12 protein-coding genes are annotated in these 25272 nt (G+C 73.7%); 10 read left to right on the top strand and 2 right to left on the bottom strand.

Translation table 11 applies throughout. The features are described from left to right. Position 1 precedes the first annotated feature (1 nt). The 4 genes from ABTY04_RS33105 to ABTY04_RS33090 all read left to right on the top strand — a co-directional run bounded on the left by ABTY04_RS33105 (position 2) and on the right by ABTY04_RS33090 (position 12581). A complete protein-coding gene (locus ABTY04_RS33105) occupies positions 2–742 on the top strand; it encodes a phytanoyl-CoA dioxygenase family protein (RefSeq protein ID WP_352217143.1) in 741 nt (246 codons plus the stop codon). A 56-nt stretch (positions 743–798) separates the two neighbouring features. Continuing rightward, a complete protein-coding gene (locus ABTY04_RS33100) occupies positions 799–2598 on the top strand; it encodes a 1-deoxy-D-xylulose-5-phosphate synthase (protein WP_352217142.1) in 1800 nt (599 codons plus the stop codon). A gap of 96 nt (positions 2599–2694) precedes the next feature. Next, positions 2695–7953: a non-ribosomal peptide synthetase gene (locus tag ABTY04_RS33095; RefSeq protein WP_352217141.1), complete on the top strand. Its 5259-nt coding sequence runs from the start codon at positions 2695–2697 to the stop codon at positions 7951–7953. A 38-nt stretch (positions 7954–7991) separates the two neighbouring features. After that, positions 7992–12581 (top strand): type I polyketide synthase, encoded by a 4590-nt coding sequence (locus ABTY04_RS33090; RefSeq protein WP_352217140.1) that lies wholly within the window; start codon positions 7992–7994, stop codon positions 12579–12581. Between the two features lie 72 nt (positions 12582–12653). On the opposite strand, the gene ABTY04_RS33085 is transcribed toward ABTY04_RS33090, so the two are convergent. Together ABTY04_RS33085 and ABTY04_RS33080 are read right to left on the bottom strand one after the other, a co-directional pair. Continuing rightward, positions 12654–13439, bottom strand: a complete 786-nt coding sequence (locus ABTY04_RS33085; RefSeq protein WP_352217139.1) for a thioesterase II family protein — start codon at positions 13437–13439, stop codon at positions 12654–12656. After that, positions 13436–14977 carry a condensation domain-containing protein gene (locus ABTY04_RS33080; RefSeq protein WP_352217138.1) on the bottom strand — a complete coding sequence of 514 codons (1542 nt, stop codon included), beginning with the start codon at positions 14975–14977 and terminating at the stop codon, positions 13436–13438. Before ABTY04_RS33080 ends, ABTY04_RS33085 begins: the two co-directional genes overlap by 4 nt. Before the next feature lie 247 nt (positions 14978–15224). Between ABTY04_RS33080 and ABTY04_RS33075 the strand changes: the two genes are divergently transcribed. Genes ABTY04_RS33075 through ABTY04_RS33050 form a run of 6 tightly spaced genes read left to right on the top strand, consistent with a single transcriptional unit; the run spans position 15225 to position 25229 of the window. Further along, positions 15225–16451 (top strand): MupA/Atu3671 family FMN-dependent luciferase-like monooxygenase, encoded by a 1227-nt coding sequence (locus tag ABTY04_RS33075; RefSeq protein WP_352217137.1) that lies wholly within the window; start codon positions 15225–15227, stop codon positions 16449–16451. Next, a complete protein-coding gene (locus ABTY04_RS33070) occupies positions 16448–18097 on the top strand; it encodes a condensation domain-containing protein (RefSeq protein ID WP_352217136.1) in 1650 nt (549 codons plus the stop codon). The genes ABTY04_RS33075 and ABTY04_RS33070 overlap by 4 nt, the downstream gene beginning before the upstream one ends. Further along, positions 18094–21219, top strand: a complete 3126-nt coding sequence (locus ABTY04_RS33065; RefSeq protein WP_352217135.1) for a non-ribosomal peptide synthetase — start codon at positions 18094–18096, stop codon at positions 21217–21219. Before ABTY04_RS33070 ends, ABTY04_RS33065 begins: the two co-directional genes overlap by 4 nt. Then, the gene (locus ABTY04_RS33060; protein ID WP_352217134.1) at positions 21216–23435 is read left to right on the top strand and encodes a penicillin acylase family protein; all 2220 of its coding nucleotides are present in this window, start codon (positions 21216–21218) and stop codon (positions 23433–23435) included. The genes ABTY04_RS33065 and ABTY04_RS33060 overlap by 4 nt, the downstream gene beginning before the upstream one ends. Beyond that, complete coding sequence (locus ABTY04_RS33055) at positions 23432–24361, top strand: TIGR03621 family F420-dependent LLM class oxidoreductase (RefSeq protein WP_352217133.1); 930 nt, start codon at positions 23432–23434, stop codon at positions 24359–24361. The genes ABTY04_RS33060 and ABTY04_RS33055 overlap by 4 nt, the downstream gene beginning before the upstream one ends. A 31-nt stretch (positions 24362–24392) precedes the next feature. Continuing rightward, entirely contained in the window at positions 24393–25229 is an 837-nt protein-coding gene (locus tag ABTY04_RS33050; protein ID WP_352217132.1) for an SDR family NAD(P)-dependent oxidoreductase, read from the top strand. The last annotated feature ends 43 nt before the right edge of the window (positions 25230–25272 follow it).

Here is a 25272-nt window from a genome sequence, read left to right as displayed (position 1 = left end):
GGTGAGCCCTTCCGCCGCCCGCACCCTCGCCGACTACGACACCGAGACGCTCGCCACCCGTTACGCGCAGGACGGCGTCGCGACGGTAGGTCCCTTACTGACCCACGAGGAAGTGGCGGAGGTCCGCTTCCACGTGTCCCGGTACAACCGCTACGTGATTCCCAACCTCCCGCAGGCGGTCCGCGACAAGACCGTGCGGTACGAGGACGACGGTGTCTCACTGCGCAGTTGCTATTTCATGGACCAGGTCGACGAGTATTTCAACGAACTCGGGAATCGCCCGTTTTTCAAGCAACTGGTCGCCGCGATCGTCGGCTACGAACCCGAGCTGTACGTCGTGGAGACCTTCAACAAGTACGCGCGGGTCGGCTCCAGCGTGGCGCCCCACCAGGACTGCGTGTTCCTGCCGGTGGAGCCGATGGACGTGGTGCACCTGTGGATCGCCCTCACCGACGCCACGGAGGAGAACGGGGCGGTGAAGTACTGGACCGGGTCGCACCTGGGCGGTCTGCTGCCCCACGTCCCTGCCCCCTTCGGGCTCAAGGTGCGCGACGACATGGTCGACCACGACGCCGAGAACACTGTGCGCGCGGTGCTGCCGGCCGGATCGGCGGCCATACACAGCGGACTGGTGGTGCACGACAGCCCGCCGAACCGCACGGACCAACCGCGCCTGGGCATGCTGCTGGGATACCGCGGCGCCCACACCCGTCACCTCCTGGACCAGGACTGGGGCAGCTGACCTGCCGCAGGACCGATCACCGCTGACCCTCGACTCGGCGCCGGAGGATCGAATTCATGACCGCCCTTGACGCTTGGACGCCCGATACCCTGCGCCGGCTGGAACCGGAGGACCTGCCCGGTGTGGCGGCGCGGGTGCGCGAACTGCTCGTCCGCAGCGTCTCCGCCAGCGGCGGCCACCTGGGATCGAACCTCGGCGTCGTCGAGTTGACGATCGCGCTGCACCGGGTCTTCCGCAGCCCCGACGACGTCATCCTGTGGGACACCGGTCACCAGGCGTACGTACACAAGATGGTGACCGGCAGGGCCGGGGCCTTCGGGTCGCTGCGCGCACTGAACGGACTGTCCGGCTACCCCAGCCGGGCCGAAAGTGTGCACGACTGGGTGGAGAACTCGCACGCCGGGACTTCCCTCTCCTACGCCGCCGGGCTCGCCACCGCGTTCGCGGCGCGTCCGGCCGACCGCCATCGACGGGTGGTGACCGTGACCGGCGACGGCTCGCTCACCGCGGGTATGGCGCTGGAGGCGCTCAACGACATCGGCGACCGCGGGCTCGACGTCACGATCGTGCTGAACGACAACGCCCGCAGCTACGCGCCCACCACCGGCGCGCTGGCCCGGCACATGCGGGAGTTACAGGCGGGCGTCGCGCCCGGTGTCTTCGAGGCGCTGGGGATCCGCTACCTCGGGCCCGTCGACGGACACGACCTGAGCGCCCTGGAGAAGGTCCTCGCCGACGCCGGAGCCGAGCGCGGTCCCCTGCTGGTGCACGTCAGGACCCAGAAGGGCCGCGGCTACACGCCGGCCGTCGACGACCGTACCGAGCACATGCACGGCGTGGGGCCGTTCGACGCCGGTACCGGACGCCAGTACCCGCCGACGCCGGGCCGGGTGCCGGCCGGTTCGGTCCTGGGCCCCTGCCTCGTGGAACTCGCCTCCGAGGACCCGGACCTGGTCGTGATCACGCCCGCCATGGGAGGCCCGTCGGGACTCGACGTCTTCCAGGAGCGCTACCCCGACCGTTTCCACGACGTGGGGATCGCCGAGCAGCACGCCGCGGGACTCGCCGCCGGACTGGCCATGGCGGGTCGGCACCCGGTGTTGTCCATCCACTCCTCCTTCCTCAACCGGGCCCAGGACCAGCTGCTGTTCGACATCGGGCTGCACCGGCTGCCGGTCGTGGTGGTCATCGACCGGGCCGGGATCACCGGAGGCGACGGCGCCTCCCACCACGGGTTCGGGGACCTCGCGCTGCTGCGCCAGATCCCCGGCATGGCGATCGCCACCCCGTCGACCGCCGCCGAGCTGCGCGGCCTGCTGAGAGCCGCGGTCCGGCACCCGGGACCGGTGGCCATCCGGTACGGGAAGGCGATCGACGACCCCGGGCTGCCGGAGGACGGCGACGGGGACGCCGGAGAAGACGGCGGCATGGCGGGCTGGCAGGTCGAACCGGCCCCCGGCGGTGTCCTGGTCATCGGTGCCGGTGACCTGCTGCCCTGCGCCACCGGGGTGGCCGCCCGGCTGCGCGCCGCCGGTGTGCCGGCCGGGTCGGCCAACGCCCGCTGGATCGAGCCGCTCGACGAGCGGCTGCCCGACCTGGCCCGGGAGCACCGGATGGTCTGTGTGATCGAGGACCACTGGATCCGCGGCGGCCTTGGCACCGCGGTGCGCGAGCGGCTCGCCGACGAGGACGTCGACACACCGGTACGGCTGTTCGCGGTGGCCCACGACTACCTGCCGCACGGCTCCGTACCGGACCTGAGGGCCGCCTGCGGGCTCACTCCGGACCGGATCACCGCCGATCTGATGGCCCGCTGGACGGCGCATGCGGCGGGCGGCCCCCGCCCCCGGGAGTGACGTCCGCCAGGCGACCGGCACGGCCACCGGAGACGGTCGACGGCACCCGAACGGCTCTGTCTCCTCCTGACCGTCCTCCGACGGGAGACCCCATTGATGACGTCCTTCTCGCCTCCGTCGTCCCTCACGACGCTGACCGATCGGCTGCGCGCCCACGCCCGGAACAGTCCGGACAAGATCGCCTTCCGCTTCCTCGGCGACGGTGAGAACGTCACAGACTCCCTGACGTACGCCCAACTCGACGTGGCGGCAAGGGCGTCCGCCGCGCGGCTCAGCGCCGTGGGGGAACCGGGCAGCAGGGCCGTACTCGCCCACACGCCGGGGCTCGCCTTCGTCATCGACCTGCTCGGCTGCTGGTACGCAGGGTTCGTCGCGGTGCCCGTCTACCCGCCGGTCGGCAGGCGCGAGATCGACACCGCCCTGGACATTGCCGCCGCGACCCGGCCGGTGACCGTCCTCACCGACCTGCCCTGGGCCATGGAGGAGATCACCGCCAAAACGCCCGACGCGGTGATCCTGGGCCCACCGGACCGCTCGGAGCAGGCGCCGCCGGACTGGAGCGCGCCCGACGTCGACGCCGAGGCGCCCGCGCTGCTCCAGTTCACCTCGGGCTCCACCGGCACTCCACGCGGGGTCATCGTCAGCCACCGCCAACTGGCCGCGAACCAGGAGCGGATGCGGGAGACCTACGGGCAGGACGAGCACGGCGTCGTCGTCAGCTGGCTGCCGCTGTACCACGACATGGGCCTCATCGGCTCGGTGCTCCACCCGCTCCATCTGGGGGCCACCTGCGTCCTGCTCTCACCGCTGGCCTTCCTGGAGAGCCCGGTCCGCTGGCTGCGGGCCGTGTCCGGCTTCGGCGCGACGATCAGCGCGGCGCCGAACTTCGCCTACGAACTGGCGGTGCGCAAGGTCTCGGAGGACGACCTGAGCGGACTGGACCTGACGGCCTGGCGGACGGCCATCAACGGCGGTGAGCCGGTACGGCCGGACACCGTCGCCTCCTTCGCGGCGCACTTCGCCCCGGCGGGCTTCCAACCCGGCGCGATGACGCCCAGCTACGGGCTGGCAGAGTGCACGCTGCTGGTCTCGGCCGAGACCTCCGCCGACGCCCCCGGCTCGGCGCCGGTCCCGGACGGTGACGGCGAGAGGGCAGTCAGCTGCGGCGCCCCGCCCGACACGCTGCTGATCGTCGGGGCGGACGGCACGGAGGTCCCCGACGGCGCACTGGGCGAGGTCTGGATACGCGCCGCCGACCCCAGCATCGGCGCCGGGTACTGGGAGCAGCCCGAGGTCAACGCCGAGCTGTTCGCGGCTCGGACGGCAGACGGCGAAGGACCGTATCTGCGTACGGGGGATCTCGGTTTCCTTGCGGACGGTCGGCTGCACGTCGCCGGGCGCTCGAAGGACGTCATCGTGGTGCGCGGGCGCAACCACTTCCCGCAGGACATCGAGTCCACGGTCGAGCGGGCGTGTCCGGCGATCAGGAAGGGCTGCGTCGCGGCCTTCACCGTCGGCGAGCGGCTGGTCGTGGTGGCCGAGGCCCGGGGCGAAGCCGGTCCTGACATCCTGCCCGCGGTCCATGCCGAGGTGGCACGCCGGCACGGTCTGCGCTTGGACCACCTCGTACTGGTCCGCCGGGGCACCATTCCCAAGACGTCCAGCGGCAAGATCCGCCGACGCGCCTGCCGGGACGCCTACCGCTCCGGCGCCCTCCAACTGGAGTCCCCGGTGGACGCGGGCGCCACGGACCGGCCGCAAGCCGCGGCGTCGGGCGTCGAGCCGACCACCGAGCCGGGCGACGCACTCCTGACGCTGCTGGGCGAGGTGCTCGGCGTGCCGGACGCCGCCGCCCTTCCGGCCGGCCGGGCGCTGGCGGAGCTGGGAATGGACTCGCTGCGTTCGGTCCAGCTCCAGCACGCCCTCCAGGAGCGCTTCGGCCTCACCGTCCCGCTGGAGGAACTGCTGCACGACGCCACGGTGGGCGATCTGGCGCAGGCGGTGCGCGGCGGCGGCGCGCCCGATGCGGGGAAGGGCCCCGCAATCGGGCAGTACACGTCATCCGGCCAAGTCACCGCGCCCGGTGCTCAGGACGCTGCCTCCGGTGAGGGGCCCATACCGACGGCTTCGGCCGGGCAGCAGGCGCTGTGGTTCCTGGAGCACTCCTCCGCCGGCGATTCCCGCTACGCCGTGACGCGCGCCGTGCGGCTGCGCGGCGGGGTGGACGCCGATGTCCTGGCGCGTGCGGTGCGTGTGGTGATGGGCCGTCACGAGGCCCTCCGCTCCCGGTGGACGGTGAGCGACGGTCAGGTGACCGCCCGCCCGTCCGGTGCGCCCGTCCCCGAGCTGGTCATCGTCGACACCCCCGCCGACGGCTTCGATGCGCTGCTGGCCGCGCGCGCCGCCGACCCGCTCGACCCGGAGTGCGGGCCGCTGGCCCGGATCACCCTGATCCGGCCGAGCGGGCAGGACCCGGTACTCCTGCTGGCGGTCCATCACATCGCCGCCGACCTGTGGTCGCTCGGCCTGCTGCTCGCCCAGCTGGGCGACCGGTACCGTGAACTGGCGGACGGCGCCGCCGACACGTCGGCGCCCGCGCCGGGCATGTCCGAGGTGGTCGCCGCCGAACACCGGCTCCTGGCCGGGCCCGAGGGCGAACGGATGCGGGACGAGTGGATCGACCTGCTGGCCGACACGGCGGACAGCGCGCTTCGCCTGCCCCTCGACCGGCCACGCCCTGCGACGCGCACCTGGTCCGGCTCCCTGCTCCGGCTGCCGTTCGGCACGGGCCTGAGCGAGCAGGTCCGGGGCACCGCCCGCCGGCTGAGCACCACGCCGTTCGTGGTGCTGCTCAGCTGCTACGCAGTCCTGCTGGCGCGGCTGTCCGGCGAACGCCGGTTCGTGGTGGGCGTGCCGACCGCAGTCCGCCCCGACGCCCTCTCCGGCCAGGTGGTGGGCTACTGCGTGAACACCCTGCCGGTGCCGATGGAGGTACCGGTGGACGGTTCGTTCGCAGGGCTGGTCCGCGACACCGCCGTCCGCTTCCGGCGTGCTCTGGCCGCCCGGCAGTACCCCCTGCCGCTCATCGCCGCGGCGGTCCGGCCGGCCCGGGATGCCGCCCGGGGACCGTTGTTCGCCACCATGTTCGGCTGGACCGCCACACCACCGGGCGCCCCGGACGGCCTGTCCGCGCTCGCCGAGGAGATCCCCGGCCGCGAGTGCCGCGTGGGCGGTCTCGTGCTGGAGGCCGTACCGCTGCCGCACACCACCGCTCTGGCCGACCTCGATGTCAGCGTCGCGGAGTCCGACGGCGAACTGACCCTGGTGCTGCGGTACGCCACCGAGGTGCTGGACGGCGCCACCGCGGAGGAACTGGGCAGGCGGCTGTTGCGGGTGGCCGCGGCAGCTGCGGTGGACGACGAAACCCCGATCGCCGGCCTGACCGTCATGTCGGACGCAGAGCGTGCGCGTCTGGACGAACTCACCGCGGGCCGCGGCCCCCGGCCCGAGCCGTCCCGCACCGTGATCGACTACTTCGCGGACAGCTGCGCCGCCCACCCCGAAGCCCCGGCGGTCGTCTCCGGCGCGGGCACGGTCACTTACGCCGAGCTGGCCGTCGAGGTCGCCGCGGCCGCGGCTCGGCTCGCCGGAGCCGCCGGCTCCGGCGCCGGGGCCCCCGTGGGCCTGCTGCTGCCGCCCGAGCCGCGGTTCGTCACCGCCATGCTGGCCGCCTTCACCGCGGGCTACGGCGTCGTGCCCCTGCTGCCCGACTTCCCGGACGAGCGGCTGCGGTTCGTCGCCTCGGACGCCGGCGTCGCCGCCGTCCTCACGGACCGGGCCCACGCGGCACGCGCGGCGCGGCTGGCCCCCGGCTGCCCGGTGGTCGTGCTCGACGATCCGGCGCCACCGCCGACGGTACGCATCGACGGGCCGCCCAGCGCCGGCGCGCTGGCCTATGTGGTGCACACCTCGGGCACCACCGGCACCCCGAAGGGCGTGCCGATCACCCACGCCAACGTGCTGCCGCTGCTGCTGTGGCAGCGCGAACGATTCGACCTCGGACCCGGCGCCCGGCTCCCGCAGACCCTGTCGCTGAGTTTCGACTTCGGCCTCCAGGAAATATTCACCACCGTGCTGTTCGGCGCCGCACTCCATTTTCCCGACAAGGCCGAGCGGCTGTCCGCCCCCCGCTACGCCCGGTTCGTCCGGCGGGAGCGGCTGACCATCCTCTACCTGACGCCGACCTTCGCCGCCGAACTGGCCGCCGCAGGCATCGACATGCCCTCCGTAAGCACGGTGGTGCTCGGCGGCGAGATGCTGACCTACGAGGCGCTCCGGGCGCTGACCGCACTGGTGGCGCCGGACGCGGTCTTCGTCAACGGCTACGGGCCGACCGAGGCGAGCATCAACTGCTCGATGCGCTTCATCAGCGCCGGGGAGGCGGGCACCGGCAGCGGCATCGTGCCGGTGGGGCTTCCGACCGGCCGCTCGCAGGTCGGTGTCTTCGATCCCTGGGACGACCCGACCGTTCCGGGCGGCTTCGGCGAGGTCGTCATCGGCGGGCCGGGGGTGGCCGCCGGCTACCTCAACCGGCCCGGAACCGCGGGGCGGGCCTTCGCCACCGGGGCGGACGGCGAGCGCCGGTACCGTACCGGCGACCTCGGCAGCCTGCGTCCGAGCGGCGACCTGGTACTCCTCGGGCGGCTGGACGACCAGGTCAAGATCCGAGGCTTCCGGGTGGAGCCGGAAGAGGTACGGGCGGTTCTGCTGCGGCACCCGGACGTCCTCGACGCCGTCGTGGTGGCCGAGGGGGACGGGAACCGGCGACGTCTGGCTGCCGCGGTGGTGCCGGGACCCGGCTTCAGCGTCCACGCGCTGCGCGCCTGGGCGGCCGAGCGCCTGCCCGCGCACGAGGTGCCGCCCCGGATCGTCCCGCTCGACGCGCTCCCGCGCACCGCGCACGGCAAACTCGACCGCACCCTCCTGGACGAGGCCTTGGCGGCGGCCGCCCCCGCGCCGGTACGCGGAGAGGTACCCACCCGGGCCGTGGAGCGCCGGGTCGCGGAAGTCTGGCAGGAAGTGCTGGACGTGCCGCGTGTCGGGTCCCACGACAACTTCTTCGACCTCGGAGGGCACTCGCTCCTGGTGGCGCCGCTGATCTCCCGCCTCGAAGCGGAACTGGGTTTGCCGGGGTTGCCGTTGATGCTGCTCTTCGAGTTCCCCACCGTCGCCGAACTGGCAGCCCGTCTGGAGATCCTGCTCCACACCGGAACTCCGGACGAGACGGACCGCCCGGTGGTCACCGGCCGCGCCCGGCGGCGCGGAGCACAGCACATCCGGATCACCTTCGACTGATCCCCCGTCCCCTTGCCCGGACCGACTCTGGAGCGCAGTTGAACGGTCAGAAGCAGAACGACGCGATACCCGCCGACATCGCGGTGATCGGCATGGGCTGCCGGTTCCCCGGTGCGGACAGCCCGGACCAGTATTGGCAGAACATCCGCGAGGGCGTCGAGTCGATCCGGTTCTTCGACGACGACGAGCTGCGGGCCGCGGGGGTGCCCGCCCAGATGCTGGCCAGCCCCCGCTACGTGCCGGCGTCCGCGGCCTTGCAGGAGGCGGAGGACTTCGACGCCGACTACTTCGGATACGTGGCCCGGGAAGCCGAGCTGATGGACCCCCAGCACCGGCTCTTCCTGGAGTGCGCCCTGTGGGCCATGGAGGACGCGGGCTACGACCCGGCCCGCTACCCGGGGCTGATCGGCGTCTACGCGGGCTCCACCATGAACACCTACCTGCTGGTCAACCTGGTCGGCAACCGCCGGATGCTGGACGCGGTCGGGGACCACGCCACCATGATCGGCAACGACAAGGACTACCTGGCGCTGCGGGTCGCCTACAAGCTGAACCTCCAGGGTCCGGCCGTCGCCGTGCAGAGCGCTTGCTCCACCTCCCTCACCGCGATCCACCTCGCCGCGCAGGCGATCCTGGCCGGTGAGTGCGACATGGCCATCGCCGGCGGCGCGTCGCTGCGGATGCCCCACAACGCGGGCTATCTCCAGAACGCCACGGCCTCGGAGGACGGCCACTGCCGCACCTTCGACGCCGACTCCACCGGCAGCGTGGTGGGCAACGGCGCCGGAGCGGTACTGCTCAAGCACCTCGACGACGCGCTGCGCGACGGGGACCACATCCACGCCGTGATCGCCGGCACGTCGATCGGCAACGACGGCCGGGCCAAGGCCAGTTTCACCGCGCCGGGCGTCGACGGGCAGGCCCGCGCCGCCGCCGGCGCCATCGCCTCGGCCGGTCTGACCGCGGACGTCATCGACTACGTCGAGGCGCACGGCACCGGCACGCCGCTGGGCGATCCGATCGAGGTCGCCGGGCTCACCAAGGCGTACCGGCTCACCACCAACCGCGGGAACTACTGCGCCATCGGCTCGGTCAAACCCAACATCGGCCACCTCGACGCCGCCGCCGGGGTCGCCGGGTTCATCAAGACCGTCATGTGCCTGAAGAACAAGTCGATCCCGCCGGTGCTGCACTTCCGCACGCCCAACCCCGAGATCGACTTCGCCTCCAGCCCGTTCTACGTACCGACGGAACTGCTGCCGATGGAGGGTGAGCCGGGACGGCCGCGCTACGCCTCGGTGCACTCGCTCGGTATGGGCGGCGCCAACGCGCACGCAGTGCTGCGAGAGGCCCCCGACCCCGTACCCGGCGCGCCGGCGCCCGACAGCCAACTGGTGGTGCTCTCCGCGCGCAGCGGGCCGGCGCTCGCCGAGCGGATGGAGCAGACCGCCCGCTGGATGCGCGAGCACCCCGGCGCCGTACTGGCTGATGTCGCCCACACCCTCCAGGTCGGCCGGACCGAGCACGAGTACCGGGCCAGTGTGGTGGCCCGGGACCTGGCCGACGCCGCGAGCGCCCTGGGCGCCAAGGGCTCCGCACGCATCCGCACCTCGGAAACCGTGGACGGGGCCGGTTCCCTCGTCTTCCTCTTCCCCGGCCAGGGCAGCCAGAGCGTCGGCATGGGAGCGGAACTGCACCGTACGGAACCGGTGTTCCGGGCCGCGGTCGACGAGTGCCTCGCCCTGATGCCCGCCGAGGTCGCCGACCGCCTCCGGCCGCTGCTGCTGACCCGCCGCGACCCCTCGGCCGACGGCCTGACCTCCACCGACCTCGCCCAGCCCGCGCTGTTCACCGTCGAATACGCGCTCGCCCGGCTGCTGCTCTCGTACGGCCTGGAACCCGCGGCCCTGCTCGGGCACAGCATAGGCGAGTACGTGGCCGCGACCCTGGCAGGCGTCTTCAGCCTGCCCGACGCGCTGTCGGTGGTGGCCACCCGCGGCAGGATGGTGGCGGACCTGCCGCGCGGCTCGATGCTCGGCGTGCCGCTGCCCGAGGCCCGGGTCCGCGAGCTGATCGGCGACCAGGAACTGTCGATCGCCGCGGTCAACGGTTCCGCGCTCGTGTCCGTCGCCGGGGAGCACCAGGCCGTGGACGCCTTCGAGGCCCGGCTGCGCGCCGACGGGGTGGTGAGCCGGCGGCTGCGGGTCTCCCACGCCTTCCACTCCGCGATGCTCGACCCCGTCCTCGCCGACTTCACCGCCGAAGTGGACAAGGCAGCGCTCAATCCGCCGACGATCCCGGTCATCTCCTGCGTCACCGGCCGGCCGCTGACCGATGAGGAGGCCACCGACCCCGGCTACTGGGCGCGGCAGTTGCGCGAGACCGTCAGGTTCGCAGACGGCCTGCGCGAGGCCGCGGCGCCTCCCGGCAGCGTCCTGATCGAGGTCGGTCCCGGCCGCCAGCTGTCGGCCCTGGCCAACAACGAACTGGGTACGCGGACGCCGTCGGTGGCCACCACGATGCCCGCCGCCGACCAGCGGGGCAGCGAGCGGGCGGCCCTGCTCGACGGGCTCGCCGAGCTGTGGCACCAAGGGGTCCGCATCGACTGGCAGCGCACCCACGAGCACCCCCGCCTTCGTGTTCCGCTGCCCACGTACCCCTTCCAGCGCACCCGGTGCTGGATCGACGCCGTGCCGGACAACGCGGCCGTCGCGCTGGAGGCGGCTCCCCGGGGGCCGGAGGAGTGGATACACCAGCCCCGCTGGGTGCAGGTACCGCGCGGGGCGGGCGGGGCAGAGTCCGGGGGCGTCGCGCCCGGGACCGCGCCGGGCGGTGTCGTGGTGCTGGCCGACCGGTCGGGCGTCGGCGCGGCCCTCGGCGAGCGGCTGACGGCCCTGGGCGGCCGAGTCACGTTGGTGGACACCGACGCGGACGCCGCGGACGCACTGCGGGCGGCGCTGGCCCTACCCGGTTCCCGCCCGGACGCCGTGGTGCACCTGCGTTCGCTGGACGCCGCCCCCGGAGGCGACGTCGACCAGGAGCAGGCGGTCGGCCTGCGGACGTTGCTCGACCTCCTGCCGGCCGGCGGGGCCCAGCCGCCCCGGCTGCTGTACGTCACCCGCCACGTGTTCGACGTGACCGGCGAGGACCCGGTGCGTCCGGGCCTGGCCACCGCGGTCGGTCTGTGCCGGGTCGTGCCGCAGGAGACCTCCTGGGACTGCCGGGTGGTCGAACTCGACCCGCGCGACCCGCACGAACGCCTGCCGGAGACGGTGGCGGACCTGGTCGCCGAGCTGGGCGACCAGGCATCGCAGGCGTCCCCGGTGGCCCTTCGCGGCCGAAACCGGTTCGTCCGCGCGCACGTGCGGGTGCACGTCGGCAACCAGGCTCCCTCCTCGCGCGGCACCCATCTCCTGGTCGGCGGCCTCGGCATGATCGGCCGTACCCTGGCCGCGGAGATCCTGCGCGACCCGGCCGCCCACGTGGTGCTCTACGACCGCGCCGATCCCGCCGCGCTCGCCCCGTCGGCGCGGCGGCAGCTGGAGGAGCTGCGCGCGCTGGGCGGCGACCGGCTGACCGTACGGCGAGGCGACGCCGAGGACGCCGGGGCGCTGGCCGCGGCGGTCCGCGAAGCCGCGGCGCAGCGGGACGGCCGGCTGGCCGGTGTCATCTACACCCCGGGCATGTCCGTCTTCGACGGCATCAGGGCCGTGCTGGACTCCTCGCCCGGGCTGTTCGCGCAGCACATGGCCACCAAGATGACCGGGCTGCACGCGCTCGACGCGGCGCTGGAAGGCGTGGCGTACGACCGCTGTCTGGTCGTCGGATCGCTCTCCAGCCTGCTGGGCGGGGTGGGCAGCGCGGCCTACACCGCGGCCAACTGGTACGCCGATACCTATGTGGCGCTGCGCAACCGGACCGCGGCCCGTCGCTGGCTCAACGTCCAGTGGGAGCACTGGCGGGAGGCCGACTCCCCCGGTCTGCGGGACGCCGCCGGCTGCGGACCGCAGGAGGCGAAGGAGCTGTACCGCCTGCTGACCGCGGCGGGCGGCGACGGACCGTTCACGGTGTGCGCGGCCGACCCCGACGTACGCGAGGCGCTGGCCCGGCAGGCCGAGGCCGGCTCCGTCACCGCCGCGCTGCCGGCCGACGGCGGACCGGCGGGACACTCGTCCGCCGGGACGGCCAAGGGCCGGCCGAAAATGTCCGTGCCCTTCGTCGCACCGCGAAACGAGACGGAGGAGTACGTCGCGGGCATGTGGCGCGACCTGCTCGGCATCGACGAGATCGGGGTCCGCGACAGCTTCTTCGAACTGGGCGGGCAGTCCTTGCTGGCCATGCAGCTCGTCGGCCGGCTGCGGGATGCCCACGGGATCGAACTGCCCCTCGGCGAGATCTTCCAGGAGGCCACCGTGGCCACGATCGCCCAGCTGATCCGCGCCGCCGGTGAGGCGGCGCCGACCGGCACGCCCGGGCCTGCGGAGGCCGCGGAAGGGGTGGAGGCCGTGGACGTGGAGGTCGGCGAGGTCACCTCCGCGGAACTGGAGGCGTTGCTCAGCGAGATCGAGGGACTGTCGAGTTCGGACATCGAGGCCGCACTGGGCACCGAGGGCGAGGAGAACGCCTGACCCACCGCCAGGGCGGGTCGGACCGGGCCGTGGGGTGGAAGAAGCACCGGAGGGGACTTCCTCCCCCGCGGACTACGTGTCCGGCCCACCCCGCGTCAGCCGTTCGCGGACCAGCGCGATGAGTTCGCGCTGGTCGCCGTGGACCAGGAAGTGGTCGCCCGCGACTTCCACCTGCTCGAAGCCGGCGGATGTCTCGGCGCGCCAGCCGTCGGCCATCGCCTCGGTCAGCGTGTCGTCGTACCGCCCCCGGACGGCCGTCAGCGGCACCGGCAGCGGGGCGCGGTCGGGGCGTACGTAGGTCTCGGTGCAGGCGAAGTCCGCCCGGACGGCGGGGAGGACCAGCCGCATCAGCTCGGCATTGGCGAGCAGTTGCGGCGGGGTCGCGGTCAGGCGGGTCAGCACCTTGATGAGCGCCGGGTCCGGCAGCCCGTGGACCGGCGGCGTGGTGAACGGCTCCCGCGGTGCACGGTAGGAGGCGGCGAAGAGCCGCTCCGGAGCGCGCAGCCCGCGCCCGACCAGCCGGTGGGCCGTCTCGAAGGCCAGCAGCGCCCCCATGCTGATGCCGAACAGCGCGTACGGCCGGTCCAGCAACGGGGTCAGCTCCGCGGCGAGCAGATCCGCGAGCCGGTGCATCCGGGCCACCGCGGGCTCGTGCAGACGTTCCGCCCGGCCAGGCAGTTTCACCGGTACGGCGTGGATGTCCGGCCCGAGCTGCTCCTGCCAGCTCCTGAACAAGGCCCAGCCGCCTCCCGCGTACGGCAGACAGAACAACCGTGTCGCGGCGTCGCTCTCCTCGACGGCGTACGGGAACCAGGGCGAGCCGGACAGTCGCGGTCCGGCGCCGGCAGCGCCGGTCATCCGGCCGGCTCCGACAGCGGCGACAGATCCGCGACGCGGGTGGCGGGCGCGGTGGCCAGCGTCTCCACGGTGTACCGCAGATGTCTGGCGAGCCCTTCCACCGCGGCGTCCGGGAACCTCGCGGCGTACTCGATCCGGCCGGTCAGCTCGTCCCGTCGCCGGTTCCAGGACAGGGCGAGATCGTGCTTCACCTCCACCGGCGGCAGGGGGTGGTGGCTCAGCCTCAGGTCTCCCAGGGACACGGTGTCCAGCGGCGCGTTGTTGTGCACCACGGCCACGTTCCCGAACGGGCTTCGGCCGTCGCCGCGGCGGGGCAGCGCCGAGACCAGCCGGGAGAACGGCAGGTCGCTGTGGGCCAGCGCGTCGGCCACCACCCCGGCGGCCCGCTCCAGCAGCGCGTCCAGCCGGTCCTCGGGGCAGACCCTGAGGCGCAGCACCACCGTGTTGACGAAGCAGCCGATCAACGCGAGCCCTTCGCGGTCGCGCCGGTCGACCGGGGTGGTGAGGACCAGGTCGCCCTGACCGCTCGCCCGGTACAGCGTGGCCGCCGACGCCGCCACCAATCCGGCGAACAGGCTCGCGGAGCGGCGTGAGCACAGGTGTTCCAGCGCCGCGGCCGTGCCGCCCGGCACCCGCAGCGTCATCTCGCGGCCCGCCCATTTCCGACCGGCCGCGGCGCGCTGCGACTGACCGGGCCGCTCGGTCCGCCCGGTCTGGTCGGCCGAGACGAACTCCCCGGCCGACGCGGACGGTTGCGGCCACTCGCAGTGCCCGGGCCACTCGGCCAGCGCGGACAGGTCGATCCGGTCCGGCGCGCCGTCGAGCGTCCCGAGCCAGTGCTCCAGTGCGCCCGGCGCCACGGTGTCCTTCGCCGCGAGCGCGAAGTACCCCTTGGGCAGCGCGGCGGGGTTGGGACGCTCACCGGCCATCAACGCCGGGTAAAGCGCGGCGAGTTCGGCCAGCAGCACACCCAGCGAACCGCCGTCGGAGACGATGTGGTGGAACGTGGCGACCAGCACCCGCTCGTCGGGTCCGGTACGCACCAGCAGACAGCGCCACACCGGACCCCGGTCGAGCCGGAACGGCGTGACCGCCTCCTCCCGTACGATCCGCGCCGCCTCCCGCCCGGCGTCGGGCAGATCGCCGACGTCCACCAACCGCCAGGGCAGGCGCAGCGCGCCCGGCGGTTCCACGAAGGCGCGCGGGACGCCGTCCTCGTCGGCGATGTAGCGCGAGCGCAGCGGTTCGTGGCGGTCCTGGATCCGCTGGAGCGCCTCGCGGAGCAGGTCCTCTTCCACCGGCCCGGACAGCCGTACGGCCGCAGGGTTGTGGTAGGTCGAGGTCCCGGGGTTGAGCTGCTCGAAGAGCCAGATGCCGAACTGCGTTGCGGACAGCCGGTACGGTCCGGGCGACGCGCGCTGTCCCAGCCGGCGGGCGAGCAGCGCCCGCTGAGCCGGAGTGAGCCGTTCCAGACGTCCGGCCAGGTCGTTCCCGGCTCCGCCCGCGGGCGCGGCGCCCGCTCGCGCTTCCCCTGCCATCCCGCCCCGCCCTCCCAAGCGTCAGATGCCGATCGACCATGGCACACTCCGGGCGTCGGGGCGACCGTATCGGGCGCCCTTGACGGAAGAGTGACGAGTGAACATCCTTGGGTGATCGCTGATGCTCCACCCGACTCGCGCTGTCACTCACCCGGCTCACCGTTCCGCGCGTCCGCTCCCGGGCCGGCACCAACGACCCGCTGGCACGGGACGGCGTACCGGCCGTCTCACGGAGGCATCCTCGCCCGTGGTGGAAATCGACGCCCGAATACGTGCCCTGTCCCCGCAGCAGCGCCAGTTGCTCCAGGAACGGCTCGCCGCCCGCCAGCAGTCTCCGGCGCCCGCGAAGGCCCCTGCCCCGGCCCCCGTCCGCCACGGCGGGCAGCCGATGAAGTGGAGCCTGTTCTTCTTCTCGGCCGGCGGTGACCACACCACCCAGGAGCACTACGCCTTCCTGCTGGACTGCGCCCGCTTCGCCGACCGCAACGGCCTCACGGCGATCTGGCTCCCCGAACGCCACTTCGACACCTTCGGCGGCCCCTACCCCGCACCGGCGGTCCTGGCCGGCGCCGTCTGCGCGGTCACCGAGCGGGTGGAGGTGCGGGCCGGCAGCGTCGTGCTCCCGCTGCACGACCCGGTCCGGGTGGCCGAGGAGTGGGCCGTCGTCGACAACCTGTCCGGCGGCCGGACCGGGGTCTCCTTCGCCTCCGGCTGGCACCCCAACGACTTCGCCCTTGCCCCCGATGCCTACGCCGACCGCCGCAACCGGACGGTGGCGGGCATCCGGCAGTTGCGCGAGCTGTGGCGGGGCAGCACCCTCCAGCGCCGGGACGGTGCGGGCAGCCTCATCGAGATCGGCACGCTCCCGCGCCCGGTGCAGCGGGAGATCCCGCTGTGGATCACCGCGTCCTCCTCGGTCGAGACCTGGCGCACCGGCGCACGCGAGGGCCTGCACGTCCTGACCGCCCTGCTGGAGCAGAACCACACCGAACTGGCCGAAAAGGCCGCGGCCTACCGCGAGGAACTTCGCGCCACGGGACGCGATCCCGACGAGCACGCGGTCACCGCGATGCTCCACACCTTCGTCGGCCTCGACCAGGACAGCGTGCGGCGCACGGTCCACGGACCGCTCATCGGCTACCTGCGCTCGCACATGGAGCTGTTCGCCAAGCTGGCCGACAGCCAGGACGTGGCCATCGACCCCGCCAAGGTGAGCGCCGCGGACCGGGCGGCCTTGGCGGAGCTGGCCTTCGAGCGCTACTTCACCACCAACGGGCTGTTCGGGACTCCGGACACCGCGCTGGCCCGGGTCCGTGCGCTGGCCGCTTCGGGCGTCACCGAGATCGCCTGCCTGGTGGACTTCGGCGTCCCACCGAAGGAGGTGCTGGCCAACCTGGTGCACTTGCAGCAGCTGCGGGAAGCAGCCGACGCGGCCGGTGTCCTGACGCTCGGCGGCGCCGGAGCGCACGCGTGACCGATACCGGCGAGCGCCTGCGGACCCTGTGGAACGAACTGCTCGACCAGCCGGACGGCGACGAGGACCGCGACTTCTTCAGCCTGGGCGGCCAATCGCTCATCGCCACCCGGCTGATCGGCCGCATCGGGGAGGAGTTCGGCGTCCGCCTCGGGCTCCGGGACATCTTCGACAACCCCACCCTGGCCGGCCTGGGAACACTGGTCGCCGCCGCCCGGGAGCGTACGGAGGTGACCGGCGCCCGCACGTCGGCCGACGCGCCGGCCGACGGCCCGGCCCCGCTCGTCCACTCCCCGCTGCACCCGTACAGCGCTCCGCTCGCCCTGCTCCAGGAACGCTTCTGGAAGGTCGAACGGACGCTGCCGGAGGCGGCGTTCTTCAACCAGGTCATGCGGGTGGACCTGATCGGGGACCTCGACCCGCGCATGCTGCTGTCCGCGCTCCGCGGCACCATCCGCCGGCACGACGTCCTGCGCACCACCCTGGGCGAGGGTCCCGACGGACCCCGGCAGACCGTACGCCCCGACTTCACCGTTCCCGTCCGGCGTCGCGAGTGCGGGGACCTGGACGAGACGGCACGCGAAGAGGCGATCCGGCAGGCCGCCAAGGCCGAGGCCAAGCTGCCGTTCGACCTGGTCCGCGAGATCCCGCTGCGGCTGAGGGTGCTGCGGTTCACCGCGACCCGCAGCGCGGTGCTGGTGGTCACCCACCACATCGCCTTCGACGGCTGGTCGCGCAACCAACTGGTGGCCGACGTCGCCGCCAACTACCGGGCCCGGGTCGAGGGCACGGCTGCGCCCGAGCCGCTCGCGTTCACGTACACCGACTTCGCGACCTGGCAGGTGGCCCATCGGGCGGCCGGGGGAATGGATGGCTCCCGCACCTACTGGCTGGACCGGCTCGCGGCGCCCTACCCCGACCTCCGGCTGCCCGAGGCGCTGGAAGGCGACGACGGGTACCGTAGCGGCACGCAGCCCGTCACCGTGTCCGCCGCGACGATGACCTCGGTCGCGCGGCTGGCCAGGGGGGAGAACACCACCGACTTCACGGTCCTGCTGGCGGTCTTCCTGCTCGCAGTGGCGTCCCGCAGCGGCACGCCGGAGGCGATGGCCGCCATCCAGGTCGCCAATCGCCGCTGGCCCGGCACCCAGAAGCTGATCGGCCTGTTCGCCAACACCCTGGTACTGCGCGCCCCCATCGATCCCGACGCCGCCTTCGAGGCGTACCTGCGGACGGTCAGGACGGCCCTGCTGGAGGCGTTCGACCACCAGGAGGTCCCGCTGGAGGAGGTGGTCGACGCGCTCCGGGAGCGCGACGGCATCGACCCCGCCGACCTGCTCCAGGTGGGCTTCGCCCTCCAGGACGCCTGGGTGCCCGAGACCCCCGTGCCCGGCGGCTTCCTTCGCCAGGCGTCCGGCCTGGCCTTCGGCGACGGCCAGGAACTCGACCCCACCACCTTCGGACTGACGATGGAACTGCGTGCGGACGGCCCGGCGCTGTCCGGGCACGTCGCCTACAAGGCCGACCGCTACCCGCCGGTCGCGATCAAGGCCCTGGTCGCCGCCTTCGGCGGCATCCTGCGTACGGTGGCCGACGAGCCGCAGACGGCGGTCGGCACGCTCATCACCGAGCAGGTGGGCCGGTGACCGGCACCTGCGTGCACCACCTGGTCGCGGAGCACGCCCGGCGCCGGCCGGACGCCGTCGCGCTCCACTCTCCCGGCCGGACGGTCGGCTACCGCGAACTCGTCATGGCGGCCGACCGGGTGGCCGCCCGGCTGCGCGAGGCGGGCGTGGGCCTCGGATCGCTGGTGGCGGTCTTCGGCCCGGCCACCCCCGAACTCATGGCCGGGATGCTCGGCACGCTCAAGGCGGGTGCCGCCTGGCTGCCGCTCGGCCTCGACGACCCGCCGCAGCGCACCCGCGTCCTGCTGGAACAGGCCCTCCCCGACGCCGCGCTGTGCGCGCAGGAGGAGTCCGCCGAGTGGGCTCTGCGGGCCGGCTCGGCCACGCCCTCGGTCGTCCTCGGACCGGACCTGTGGTCCGGCCCTGCCGAGCCGGTCGACGTCCCCGTGGAGCCGCGCGACCTCGCCTACGTGATGTTCACCTCCGGCAGCACCGGCGTACCCAAGGGCGTCGAGGTGGCGCACCACAGTCTGGTCAACTACTGCCGCTGGGTGGCCAGGGCCAACCGGGTCGACGGCTGTGTCGCCCTCCTGCCCGCCACCACCCGGCTCACCTCCGACGCCTGCCTCCAACAGGTGATCGCCCCGCTGATCCGCGGCGACGCGGTCTGGCTGGTGGACGAGGGACTGCGCCTCGATCCGGAGCGCCTGCTGAGCGAGCTGACCGCTCGTCCGGGCGCCGGTTTGCACTGCGTGCCGGCGCTGTGGGAGGAACTGCTGCTGGTCCTGGAGTCCGCCGCCGTCCCGGCGCCCGCCTTGTCGAGCCTGTTCCTGGGCGGCGACCGGGTGCGCGAGGAGCTGTGGCTGCGCACCCGCCGGCTGCTGCCGCACTGCGCGATGGCCAACGTCTACGGCCCCACCGAAGCCACCGTCCAGGTGACCGGCGGCTTCCAGCCGGCCGGAGCCGAGCTGACCGTCGGGCGTCCGGTCGACAACGTCCGGGTGCTCGTCCTGGACGACACGGGCCGCGCGGTCCGCGCGGGCGAGGACGGCGAGGTACACCTGGGAGGCTTGTGCCTCGCACGCGGGTACCGGGGACAGCCCGCCGAGACCGCCGAGCGCTTCACCGGCACGGGGGCCGACCGCCTCTACCGTACGGGCGACGTGGGCGCCCTCCTGCCCGACGGCACCCTGCGATTGCGCGGGCGGCTGGACGAACAGGTGAAGATCCGCGGCAACCGCGTCGAACCCGGCGAGATCGAGGCGGCCCTCACAGCGCTGGACGGAGTGGGCCGCGCCGCGCTCGCCGTCTCCTCGGACAGCCGCGGCGCGGTCGTGCTCGCCGCGGGCGTCGAGTCCGTGCGTCCGGGCCCGGACCTGTCCGCTGCCCTGCTGGCCGAGCTGGCCACCCGGCTGCCCGGTCACTTCGTTCCGGCGGCGCTGCGCGTCTACGACCGGCTGCCTCTGACGGCGAACGGCAAGGTGGACCGGGCCAGGATCGCCGCCGAGGCATTCGAGGAGGCGCAGCTGCCCACCGAACCGGTGACGTGGGGGTCCCCGCTGGAGATGCAGGTCGCCGAGGTGTGGAACGGGCTGATGGACCGCCCCGCGACCTCGCCCGACGACGACTTCTTCGCACTCGGCGGCCACTCGCTGCTCGCCGTCCGGGCGGCAGGCAGACTGACGAGGACGCTCGACCGCGCGGTGGACGTCGGCGTGATCTTCGAGCACCGCACGGTCCGCGCGGTGGCGGCGGCCGTCGCCCGCCTCCCGCGGCGCGAGGCGGACGGCCCGCAGCGGGACACCGACGCCCCCTGCCCGCTCTCGGTGCAGCAGCAGGAGCTGTGGCGCACCGAGGAGTTCCTGGCCGGCACCCCCTTCAACACGGCGCTCCTTCCGGTCCTCGTCAGCGGACCGCTGGACGTGCCCGTGCTGACGGCCGCGCTCGGTGACGTGGTCGCCGCGCACCCCGCGCTCAGGGGTCGCGTGGTCCCTTCGTCCGACGGCGGTGAGCCGACCCAGACGGTCGCCCCGGCCGCGGCGCCGCCCTGCCCGGTGGCCGACCTGAGCGCGCTCGCCACCGAGTCCGCGCAGTCCGCCGAGGAGGCGACGGACCGGCAGGCCCGCCGCCTGATGGCCGAGCCGCTCGACCCGGTGCACGGGCCGGTGCTCCGCGCCCGGCTGGTGCGGCTCGCACCGGACCGCTCGTACCTGCTGCTGGCGGTGCACCACCTGTTCTGCGACGGGGTGTCGCTGCACGTCGTGCTGGCCGACCTCGCCGAGGCGTACCGGGCGCGGCTGGCCGGCGGGGTCGGCGCTGATCCGGACGCCGATCCGGTGCACCTGCGGTACGCCGGACACCAGCGGGCACGGCTGGCGGAGGGACGGTACGCCGACCACCTCGCGTACTGGGCCGCCAAGCTGAGCCGCCCGGTGCCCGAGCCGCGGCTGGGCCCCGAACCCGCCAAGGGGGCGGACCAGTTCAGCTTCGTCACCGCCGACATCGCGCTGGGCCCGGAACTCGCGTGCAGGCTGCGGGACTTCGCCGCGGCGCGTGGAGCCACGCCGTTCATCTGCCTGACCGCCGCGCTCGCCACCGTGCTGAACGCCCGCGGTACCCCGTCGCCGGTGCGGCTCGGCACCCTGACGGCCAACCGCGAGGAGGCCGCCTGGGAGCACGCGGTCGGCCTGTTCAGCACCACCGTGGCGCTGGACGTGCCGGTCGACCCGGCAGCGGACTTCGACACGCTGGTGGCCGCCGCCCGTGCGGAGGCGCTGGAGAGCTTCTCCCACCAGCGGACCCCGATGGAGCTGGCCTTCGACGTGCTGCCGCCGGGGCAGCCGCCGTTCCGCATCGGCGTGGCATGGGAGCCGCCGCGTCCGCCCCATCAGGTCGGTCCGACCCGCTTCGAGGTCCACCGGCCCCCGGGCGGATCGAACCCCGGCGTGCTGCCGTCCTCGACTGCGGCGTCCTTCGTCGTACGCGAGGAGGGGGACGACCTGCGGCTCGTCCTGGAGGTCAGCAGGTCCGTACTGGACGAGAAACCGGCCCGGCACCTGTTGGAGGAGGCCCGGCTGCTGCTGGACCGCCTGCTGGCGGCCCCCGGCGAGCCGGTGGCCCACTGCACCGGTGTGCTGGGGTGACCGTGGCCGGCCTCGGCCTGTCGGCACTGCGGGCCGACGTCACGATCGACCGCGGCGTCGGCGGCGTGCCGACCGTCCGGGCCGCCGGCCTGCCCGACGGCTGGGCGGGCCTCGGGTACGCGGTCGCGACCGACCGCCTCTTCCAACTGGACCTCCTGCGTCGCAGCGCGGCCGGCCGCCTGGCCGAGCTCTTCGGCCCGTCGGCCGTCGCACAGGACGTCGCCCAGCGGCGGGCCGGGCTCACCGGGGCCGCGGACCGGGCGCTCCGTGAACTGCCCGCGGACCAAAGGGCGGTGCTCACCGCCTACACCGGCGGCATCAACGCGGTGATCGCCTCGTCGCCGCCACCGTTGGAACACGAGGTGCTCGGCCGGCACATGGAGCCGTGGCAGCCGCGCGACTCACTGCTGGTGGCCCTGCTGCTCGCCCAGATGCTCAGCGGCGACGGCGAACACCACCGGATGTACGCGGCGATGGCCCGTTCGCTGCCGCCCGAGGTCGTCGGCTTCCTGCTCGGCGAGACCGACCCCTATCTCGTGGGGCTGGACGGACGGCCGGCCCACGGCAGGAGGACCGACCCGCCGACGCAGGCACTGCGCGCCCTGCTGGCCGAGGCCCCGGGCCCGCTCACCGGCGACCGCCAGATCGTGGCCCCGGACGACCGGCCCTGGGGATCCAACGCCCTGGCCCTGACCGGCTCGCACACCGCCGACGGGCGGGCGCTGCTCGCCAACGACATGCACCTGCCGCTGGGCGCGCCCGCCCTCTTTCACCGGGCCGGCCTGCGCTGGCCGGGCGGCAGGGTGGACGGCGTGACCGTCCCCGGCCTCCCGGTCTTCGTGGCCGGGGTCAGCTCCGCCCTCGCCTGGGGCGCGACCCGGCTGGCGGCGGACGTGGTCGAGCTCGTCGAGGTGGAGCCCGCGCAACTGACGACCCGGCCGGAACGTGTCCTGGTCAACCGCGGCGACCCCGTCGACGTGGAGGTGACGGACAGTCCGTGGGGTCCGGTCGACGTATCCGGACCCGACGGGGTCCTGCTGGCCCGCCACTGGGTGGGCCGCGAACCGGGCGCTGTGGACCTCGGGCTGGGCGCGCTGATGACCGCCGGGGACGTCGACACCGGTACGGAGGCCGCCCGGCGGGCCGGCGGCCCGCCGCTGAACATCCTGCTGGCCGACACCGGCGGCCGGATCGCCTGGACCGTCTCCGGCCGCTTCCCCGTGCGCGAGGGGACGGGACCGGTCACCCCCGACCGCGCCTGGACCGCCCACCGGCTCCCGCACGAACTGCCGTACGTCACCGACCCCGACTCCGGACGGCTGGTCAGCGCCAACAACGGTGTACGGGAGCACGGCACGGTCCCCGGCCTGGCCGCCAACCACTTCTCCTCCCGGCGGGCCGCACGCATCGGCGAACTGCTCGACGCCGGCGGAAACTGGGACGAGCACCGGCTGCTGGCGCTCCAGGGCGACAGCGACGCGCAGTTCTACGCCTTCTACCGCGACTTGGCGCTCACCGTCCTCACCGACCCCGTGACCGAGGCTGACGAGCAGCGAGGGCGGCTGCGCGAAGCGGTCCGCGCCTGGGACGGCACCGCCCGGACCGACGCGATCGGACTCGCCGTGCTGGTCGCCTGGCGCGAGCTGCTGCGCGAGTCGCTCTTCGCCGCGCTGCTGAACCGCTGCGCGTCCAAGGACGAGGACTTCGTCTACTGCTGGCACTCGCACGAGGCCCCGTTGCGCGCGATGCTGGGCGACGCCTCGCTCTTCCCCCCGCCGCACCGCGACCAGCGGGGCTTCCTGCTGTTCGAACTCGACGTATGCGGAGCCCTGTTGCGCCACCTCGCCCCGGGAACCGGACTCGACGCGCTGCGGTGGGGCATGCTGAACCCCACCGGCATACGGCACTCGATGTCGCACCTCGCGCCGGAGCTGGCCGCACTCCTCGACCTGCCCCAGGACGAGATGCCGGGCTGCCCGGAGTCGGTCTGCGCAGCGCGGCCGGGCTTCGGCCCGGCCTTACGGCTGGCCGCGTCCCCCGGCCGGCCCGCGCAGGCACTCCTCAACCTCCCGGGCGGCCAGTCGGGCGACCCGCGAAGCCCGTTCTACCGCGACCAGTTCGCCGCATGGCTCACCGCCGCCCCCCGGCCGCTGGACCCGCCGCCGGCCGGCGGCGCCGCCACGCGGCTGGTACCGATCCCGCCGGGAGAGGCATGACACACCATCCCTTCCAGTTCGCCGTGACGACCTCCGGCAACCAACCCGGCGACGGCTGGCCCGACTTCGTGCGCCGCGCGGAGGACCTGGGCTACGACCTCCTGCTGATCACCGATCACGCCGGCCAGGGTCTGGCCCCGCTACCGGCCCTGGCCGCCGCCGCAGTGCTGACCACCCGGATCGGCCTGGGCACGTACGTCCTTGGCAACGACCTGCGCAACCCGGTCCTGCTCGCGCAGGAGGCGGCGACGATCGACAGCCTGTCCGGCGGACGTTTCACCCTGGGCGTGGGTGCCGGCTGGCTGCCGGAGGACTACCGGAGCACCGGCGTCCCCTTCGGCCCCGGCGCGGAACGCCTGGCCCGGCTGACCGAGACGGTCGCGATCGTGAAGCAGCTCCTCGCCACCGGAAGCTGCCACCACGAGGGACAGCACCACACCGTCCACGTCGACGACTTCGCCCCCCGCCGCCCGGACGGCACCCGCCCGTACCTCCTGCTGGGCGGCGCGCGGCGCGGCGCGCTCGCGCTGGCCGCGCGCTGCGCCGACACGGTGAGCCTTCTGCCGCGCACCACCGCGGAGCACACCATCGACCAGCGGGACAGCACACCGAAGGCCGTGGACCGCAAGGTCGCCTGGGTCCGCGAGGCGGCCGGCCCCCGCTTCCCCCGGCTGCGGCTCAACCACGTGCTGTGGGAGTGCATGGTGCTGCCGGACCCTCGGCCCATCCTGGATGTCTTCGCCAAGGCCATGAACGAGACCCCCGAACAGGTGGCGGACAACCCCGCCATGCTGATCGGCAGCACCACGTCCGCCGCCGAGCAGTTGGAACGGCGCAGGGAGCGCTGGGGACTGTCCACCGTGACCGTACCGGCCGCTGCGATGGAGGCGTTCGCCCCCGTCGTAGCCGCCCTGTCCGGCAAATGATCAAGTGATACGTGATCGACGAGGAGAACGAGTGTCGGAGCCCTTTCGTCTCGACGGCGCACGCGCCGTGGTCACCGGTGCCGGCCGCGGTATCGGCCGCGAGGTGGCACTGCTGCTGGCCCGCCAAGGCGCCCAGGTCACCGTCGTCGCCCGCACGGCCGCCGACGTCGAGGCGGTCGCAGGGGAGATCCTCGGCGCCGGCGGCACCGCGCACTGGATCGCCGCCGACTGCGCCGATCCCGCGGCTGCCGAACAGGCCGTGGCCGAGGCGGTCGACCGGATGGGCGGGCTGGACATCCTGGTCGGCAACGTCGGCGGCTGGGGCGACGTGCCGGGCTCGACAGGGCCGCTGACCGAGGCCACCGCGGCTGCGATCGACTCCGTGTTCGGGATGAACGTCAAGGCCCCGCTGCTCACGGTGATGGCCGCGGCCCGTGCGATGACCGCCCAGGGAACCGGTGGCGCCATCGTCTCCACCGCCTCCATCGACGGCCTGTTCCCAGCCCCGGGCGAAGCCCTGTACGGAGCGGCAAAGGCCGCCCTGATCAGCCTGACGGGCGCCCTCGCCTACGAACTCGGACCGAGCGGCATCCGGGTCAACGCCGTCGCCCCGGCCCTGATCGAGACCGCGATGACCCAGCCGTGGCTGACGGACCAGGACGACCGGCAGGACCGTGCCTCCCTCTATCCGCTGGGCCGGTTCGGCAACCCCGCCGACGTCGCCGCCGCGGTGCTCTACCTGTGCAGCGACCAGGCGGGCTGGATCTCGGGGGTCACCCTCCCGGTCCACGGCGGCCAGCAGGCCACCAGCGACGCTTTCCGCTGGGTGCGCGCCCACAACACGGTACCGCCGCGCCGTCTCATCTGATGCCGGCTCCTCCGCCCGTCGACGCACGTCCGGGGTATCACGC

This window comes from Streptomyces sp. NPDC097981, from assembly GCF_040302565.1.
GTDB lineage: Bacteria > Actinomycetota > Actinomycetes > Streptomycetales > Streptomycetaceae > Streptomyces.
The sequence above is the reverse complement of the archived record's forward strand: the minus strand, read 5'-3'. Positions and strand labels throughout refer to the sequence as shown.

Excerpts from the sequence above, each read along its gene's own strand:
- ABTY04_RS33100 (WP_352217142.1), top strand. The coding sequence starts at position 799 with ATGACCGCCCTTGACGCTTGGACGCCCGATACCCTGCGCCGGCTGGAA.
- ABTY04_RS33095 (WP_352217141.1), top strand. The coding sequence starts at position 2,695 with ATGACGTCCTTCTCGCCTCCGTCGTCCCTCACGACGCTGACCGATCGG.
- ABTY04_RS33085 (WP_352217139.1), bottom strand. The coding sequence starts at position 13,439 with ATGACCGGCGCTGCCGGCGCCGGACCGCGACTGTCCGGCTCGCCCTGG.
- ABTY04_RS33080 (WP_352217138.1), bottom strand. The coding sequence starts at position 14,977 with ATGGCAGGGGAAGCGCGAGCGGGCGCCGCGCCCGCGGGCGGAGCCGGG.
- ABTY04_RS33055 (WP_352217133.1), top strand. The coding sequence starts at position 23,432 with ATGACACACCATCCCTTCCAGTTCGCCGTGACGACCTCCGGCAACCAA.